The 6,807-nt window shown below is 39.3% G+C and carries 4 protein-coding genes; all 4 read left to right on the forward strand.

The window, feature by feature from the left end; translation table 11 throughout:
* The first annotated feature begins 70 nt into the window (after window positions 1-70).
* Window positions 71-1,000 (forward strand): methyltransferase domain-containing protein, encoded by a 930-nt coding sequence (locus ACH2BV_RS12730; protein ID WP_395051110.1) that lies wholly within the window; start codon window positions 71-73, stop codon window positions 998-1,000.
* A 56-nt stretch (window positions 1,001-1,056) separates the two neighbouring features.
* The gene (locus tag ACH2BV_RS12735) at window positions 1,057-2,403 is read left to right on the forward strand and encodes an O-antigen ligase family protein (RefSeq protein ID WP_395051111.1); all 1,347 of its coding nucleotides are present in this window, start codon (window positions 1,057-1,059) and stop codon (window positions 2,401-2,403) included.
* Window positions 2,404-2,997: 594 nt separating this feature from the next.
* The gene (locus tag ACH2BV_RS12740; RefSeq protein WP_395051112.1) at window positions 2,998-4,545 is read left to right on the forward strand and encodes a Fic family protein; all 1,548 of its coding nucleotides are present in this window, start codon (window positions 2,998-3,000) and stop codon (window positions 4,543-4,545) included.
* A gap of 284 nt (window positions 4,546-4,829) precedes the next feature.
* Window positions 4,830-6,314, forward strand: a complete 1,485-nt coding sequence (locus tag ACH2BV_RS12745) for a Fic family protein (protein WP_395051113.1) — start codon at window positions 4,830-4,832, stop codon at window positions 6,312-6,314.
* The last annotated feature ends 493 nt before the right edge of the window (window positions 6,315-6,807 follow it).

The following is a 6,807-nucleotide window of genomic DNA, read 5'->3' on the forward strand; positions in this document are numbered from 1 at the left end:
GAAATACTATATTTACAGCAAAAAACATCAAATTCAACATACGATTTATTAAATATCTACATTGTCCATTATGCAGGAATACATCATACATCCCGATACGCATTCCAGATTGGTATCAATAGCCAACGACTTTCTTTTATTTGAAGATGAATCAAGGTTGCCGATTCACAATGGAACGCCTATATTGTTTGGTGTCGATTCCCTTTTCAATTCGGAAGACATCATCAATTCCAAAAAAACAACACAGGACAGGGAACATCTGGATACTTCCAACATCAAGAATTTTATCCGCAGGAAATTGCTACCCGCGCTTTGTGAAGATTTTACCATCGAGAAAAGATATGATGTTTTGTCCCAATTGTTGCCTGCCGAAAGCAAGGTGTTAATTATTGGAACAGGAGAGAAAACAGCTTATTACAAAAATAAATTTCCCCATTGCAAAGTCATTACTTCCGATGTGCACAATGAGTTTCAACCGGATTATATCTTTGACGGTCATTTCATTCCTTTTGCAGAACACTGTTTTGACTTGGTTTTGGCGGCGCAGGTTATTGAACATACCATTAATCCGTGGCAATTTTGTAAAGAAATGCAAAGGGTGACTAAAGTGGGTGGGTTGCTGCAAATAGAAGCGCCGCAAACTTTTCCGTATCATGCAGAACCCTATGATTTTTTCCGATTTACCTTTACCGGAATGCGCAGCTTGTTTACTCAATGCGAAGTCCTGAAATCCGAAATCACCGAAGGCAATGCAGCTATGGTGGCAGTCACGATTTCCAATTATTTGATTAATACCAGTTCTATTGGAATAATCCGTAGCAGTTGGTTATTGATAACCCGACTATTGCTGGGGTGGATAAAATATTTGGACCGACTGCAACCGGTATTGAATCGACGAACGGTTTCGATGCCCAAAGGCTATGCTTTTACTTTCAAAAAGGATGAATTGCAACGCAAATCAGTTGAATTGCTGAACGAGTTTTATGAATTAAAACGATGATTTAATAATGGAATCCATATGTTATAAAACAGCAGAGGGTTTAAAAAATAGTATAAATGAATAAAGAAGACTTGAAATATCTCAATTTAATCCTCTTCCATGCCGGGATTGGGTTTTTGGTCTATTTAGTTCCTTTTGTGGCTAAACTGTACGGCTATGCTATTTTTATAATAGGTGCCTATTATATCATCAAAACACAAAATAGGCGCAACGAAGCACTGGTTGTTGCTGCCTATGTGGTGGGAAGTGAAGTTTTTCTGAGGATGACTCAAGGCAATCCCCTGTATGAAATTTCCAAATATGGGGTAATGGTTTTTATTTTTATGGGGATGTATTTTAGTGGGTTTTCCAAAAGTGCTACTCCTTATTGGATTTTTCTGCTGCTGCTAGTGCCCAGTGTGATACTTACCACCTTTGTGCTCAATTTTGACACCAACATGAAGAATGCCATCGCCTTTAATATCTCAGGCCCCGTCTGTTTGGGGGTGGCCTCTATCTATACCTACAGGCGAAAGATTCCCTTGGAACAGATGAATTCCATTTTGCTCAGTATAGGACTGCCCATTGTGACTTGTATGGTGTATCTGACATTCTATACCCCTAACATAAGAGATATAGTAACCTCAACCCAATCCAATTCTGAAACTTCAGGCGGCTTTGGTCCCAACCAGGTGGCTACTGTCTTGGGGCTGGGGATGTTTATCTTTTTCTCCAGAATCATTTTGGAGTCCAGAACAAAATTCATGTTGGTCCTCAACATCTTTATTGCCGTGAATATGAGTTATCGGGGAATAGTGACCTTCTCCCGGGGAGGAATGGTTACAGGATTTTTAATGATCCTCTTGTTGTTGCTATTTCTCTATACCAAATCCAACTATACGGGAAGGGTGAAACTCAATTATATCATTGTGTTTATCGCTGTGGCTATGGTCGCCACCTGGAGCTATACTTCTTTTCAAACCGGAGGGCTCATCGACAAAAGGTATGCGAACCAGGATGCTGCAGGAAGAGTAAAGGAATCTAAGTTTACCGGAAGGGAGGATGTCGCAAAGGGCGAAATCAAAGCTTTCCTGAATAATCCCGTTTTTGGTGTAGGGGTGGGCAAAGGAGTAGAAGTACGCCAGGCCGAGACCGGCGATGGGACTTTATCTCATGACGAAATTACGCGTATGCTGGCGGAACACGGTTCCCTGGGTATTATGGGTCTGCTGATCCTGTTTTTTACCCCTTTATTTTTATATGTCGAGAACAAATTTAATATGTTCCTGCTGTGTTTTGTGGTTTTCTGGTTTTTAACCATCAATCATGCCGCCATGCGCACCGCCGCACCAGCCTTTGTGTATTCGTTGTCGTTGCTTAATGTTTATTTTGAGGAGAATAGTCGGGTAGCAGATGGCAGGTAGCAGGTTGCAGGTTGCAGGTAGCAGGTAGCAGGTTGCAGATGGCAGGTAGCAGGTTGCAGGTTGCAGGTAGCAGATGGCAGGTAGCAGGTAGCAGTGGTCAGGTAGCAGGTAGCAGATGGCAGGTGGCAGGTTTCAGATGGCAGGTGGCAGGTTGCAGATGGCAGATTGCAGGTAGCAGGTAGCAGAGGGCAGGTAGCAGAGAGCAGTGGTCAGCAGATTGCAGGTAGCAGGTTGCAGGTAGCAGGTGGCAGATGGCAGGTGGCAGATGGCAGGTTGCAGGTAGCAGGTAGCAGTGGTCAGGTAGCAGGTAGCAGAGGGCAGGTTGCAGAGGGCAGGTAGCAGGTTGCAGATGGCAGATAGGTTTTTGTGCTAATTGGATCATTGATCATTTATAAATCAGCCATCTGTTTTCTGTTTAGTTAAACGATTAAGCAGTTGACCCCTTACTCATCGGTATTCCTTATTTTTTTATATATTTGCATAATATAATAATATACGCACAACACAATATAATAATAAACACACAACGCAATATAATAATAAACTCACAACGCGATACAATAACAAACACCCCTTTTTAACTCTTCCATTTCAATGGCCACACCAGGAGAAAAATTAGCAGCCTCTTTAGAGGTACTTCAAAGACTACAAGACAAAAAAATAATTGCTATTAAAGCAACCGATTTGAGTAGGGTGCATAAAGAACGGTTACTTAAGCAAGGTTTTATCCGAGAGGTATTTAAAGGCTGGTATCTATCTGTTCCTCCTGATGAAAAAAAAGGAGATAGTACCTCTTGGTACACCTCTTATTGGGATTTTTGTTCCCGCTATTTACAAGACCGCTATGACGAAGATTATTGGATTAGTGCTGACCAATCCTTATTGATACACGCCGGAAATGATGCAGTACCCCATCAGATGATGATTCGCTCTACTAAAGGGAATAATAGCTTGACTTCTTTACTTTTTGGAACTTCTTTATTTACCATGAAATCAGAGCTATCTGAATTAGAAACTGTTGAAATTCATAAAGGACTTCGCATATTAAATTTGACATCGGCTATCGTATATTGTTCCCCTTCTTTATTTACAAGTAATCCAATAGAAGTGCGAACCGCTTTTAGTTTAATCCATGATGCTTCGCCATTGTTAGCACTATTACTTGATGGTGGGCATGCCTTAAAAGCGGGTCGAATTGTAGGTGCTTTTAGAAATATTGGTCAAGTTAAGGTAGCAGATACTATTTTAAAAACAATGAAAACTGCTGGTTATGATGTAAGAGAAGTCGATCCTTTTGAAGAGAAAACAGGAATTTCATTATCTTCCAGAGAACATTCCCCTTATGTGAACAGGATCCGATTGATGTGGCAGGAAATGCGAAAGACCGTTATTGCTGTTTTTCCAAAAGCTGCAGGATTACCCATAGATAAAATAACCTATTTAAAACAGATTGAAGAAATTTACACGACTGACGCTTATCATTCCTTGTCTATTGAAAAATATCGTGTTTCACCCGAACTTATTGAACGTGTTAGAAGCGGAGAGTGGAACATTCAAGAAAATGAAGCCGATAAAAAACAACGTGATGCCATGGCAGCAAGGGGCTATTGGCAGGCTTTTAATTCGGTAAAAGAAAGTGTAATTCGAATAGTAGCAGGAGAAAATGCCGGAAAAGTTGCCGATGATACCCATGGCGATTGGTATCGAGAATTGTTTGCACCGAGTGTAGTTGTAGGATTATTAAAACCTTCGGATTTAGCGGGTTACCGAAATCATCAGGTGTATATTGGTCAGTCCAAACACGTTCCTATAAACAAAGAGGCTATTAGCGACGTTATGCCTGTACTTTTTCAATTATTGGAGGAAGAAGAAGAGGCATCAGTTCGAGCGGTTTTGGGTCATTTTATATTTGTATATATTCATCCTTATATGGATGGAAATGGAAGAATTGGACGTTTTTTGATGAATGTAATGTTATCTTCAGGAGGCTATCCCTGGACCGTAATTCCTGTTGAAGACCGAGCGACTTATATGAATACACTTGAACAAGCCAGCGTTGGACACAATATAGCACCATTTGCTAAATTTATAGGCTATCTGGTGGAAGCTTCCATAAATGGAAATCCAATAGCTAGGATATGAATTATTTATGACTGGTAGGCTATCGATTGTCGGTTGTCTGTTATTAGGATTTTGTGCTAATCGAATCATTGAGCATTGATAAATCTGCTCGCGATAGCTATCGGGACTGTAATCTGCCACCTGCCACCTGCCTTCTGTTCAACAACACACATAAACAAGATCCCCAACCCTCTTTTACTGGGAAACGCAAAAAGGCCTGAATAGCTTTATAATGGAAAATATTTGTAGTAAATACCATTTTACTGGAAATTAATAGCTATTTTTGAGGTTTAAAAGCAGTATTAATGGAAAATAATATACCAATTCACCTTCAGGAAGTAATTTTAGCTTCAAGCGATTCGGCAATAAGCAGACAATTCCGAAAACTGGAAGAAACAGGGCAAATAAAAAAAATTGCTCCTCGTATCTATACTTCAAATTTCAAGGATCCTTCCCCCGTAATTATTAGAAGAAATATTTTTACCATTCTAGGAAAACTATATCCTGGTGCCGTATTAAGTCATCGTTCCGCTCTAGAATTCAAACCAACAACGGCAAATCAACTATTTGTAACTTATACCTATACCAAGAAAATTGAACTGCCGGGAATAACCATTCGCTTTATGGAAGGACTACCGGCAATAGAAGGAGACAATCCATTTTCGGGAGAATTATTTGTATCGCAACAAGAAAGAGCTTTCTTAGAAAACCTACAATCTTCACGCCAAATTGGACCAACGTCCAAAACGATTACTTTACCGGAAATTGAAAATAAATTAGAACAAATAGCACAAGTAAAAGGAGAAGAGGGGCTAAACCAGTTTCGTGACAAAGCTAGAGAAATTGCCAACAAATTAGAGATGCAAACTGAATTTGGCAAACTCAACAAACTAATAAGTGCCTTACTATCAACAAAACCTTCTAAAATACTCACCTCACCATTGGCAGTAGCCAGAGCTTTGGGAAACCCTTACGACAAACACCGTATAGAATTATTCGAAAAATTGTTTATAGAGCTACAACAGCAACCCTATAAAGAGAGCCAAGACAGAAACAAAGAAACCAATGCCTTTCGAAATTTTGCTTTCTTTGAAGCCTATTTTTCCAACTACATCGAAGGAACTATTTTTGAAATAGAAGAAGCTAAAAGCATCATTCAAACCGAAACAGCAATTCCAAATCGTGACGAAGATTCACACGACATTTTAGGAACCTACAGACTAGTAAGCAATCAAATGGAAATGAGTACAACACCTTCAAATCCAGATGAATTACTGTATATATTACAATACAGGCATCAAATACTTTTGGGAGCAAGAACCTCAAAAAAACCAGGTCAATTCAAAGACAAAAACAACCGCGCAGGCGAAACGCACTTTGTCGATCATAACTTGGTTAGAGGGACACTAATAAAAGGATTTGATTACTACCAAGCACTGCAAGAACCATTCGCAAAAGCAGCCTACATTACGTTTATGATAAGCGAAATACACCCATTCTTGGATGGAAATGGCAGAATTGCAAGGGTAATGATGAATGCCGAATTAGTAAAAGCAAACCAAACTCGAATCATCATTCCAACAGTGTATCGCGATGATTATTTAGGAGCATTAAGACGACTAACAAGAAACGATGAACCGGCGGCATATATCAGAATGTTGCAAAGAGCACAAGAATTTAGCGCTTCACTTATTGCAAATGATATGCAAGCTTTAGAAAATCATTTATCACTAAGTAATGCCTTCAAAGAACACGACGACGCAAAACTGAAAATCATTCCATTACAATAAAAGCAAAATAATAAAACCACTCTTTGTGTATTCGTTGTCGTTGCTTACTGTTTATTTTGAGGAGAATGTTAAGAAGGAGTTGTCGGTTGGTGGTTGACGGTTGTTGGTTTGCTTCGCCGGTTCGAGCGGAGCTCTCGGGTTGGGTTGTCGGTTGTGGGTTGTCTGTTATCGGTGTTCAGGGATCAGATTAATGTTATTTTAGGACGAGTCAAAATATACCAATACTACGAACCAGCTGTCTGCATCCTTTTCCTTTACTTTAATCAGCATTACAATCCTACGATACTAAATCTTAGATCACTTTCTTCTTAAATGATCTTATATTTCTTATCTGGTGAAAAAGCATGGATTTAGTTTATATATAAAATAAGGTTTTTTTCTCTTCAAACCATTAAAAAATTAAGGTTCATTAAGGCTAAAAACTTAATTTCCTTAATCTCTTAATGGTTAAAAAAAACAGGATACAATTTTGGTCTGATTATGGGACAGTCTT

The sequence above is a fragment of the Flavobacterium sp. genome (genome assembly GCF_043780635.1).
Lineage (GTDB): Bacteria > Bacteroidota > Bacteroidia > Flavobacteriales > Flavobacteriaceae > Flavobacterium.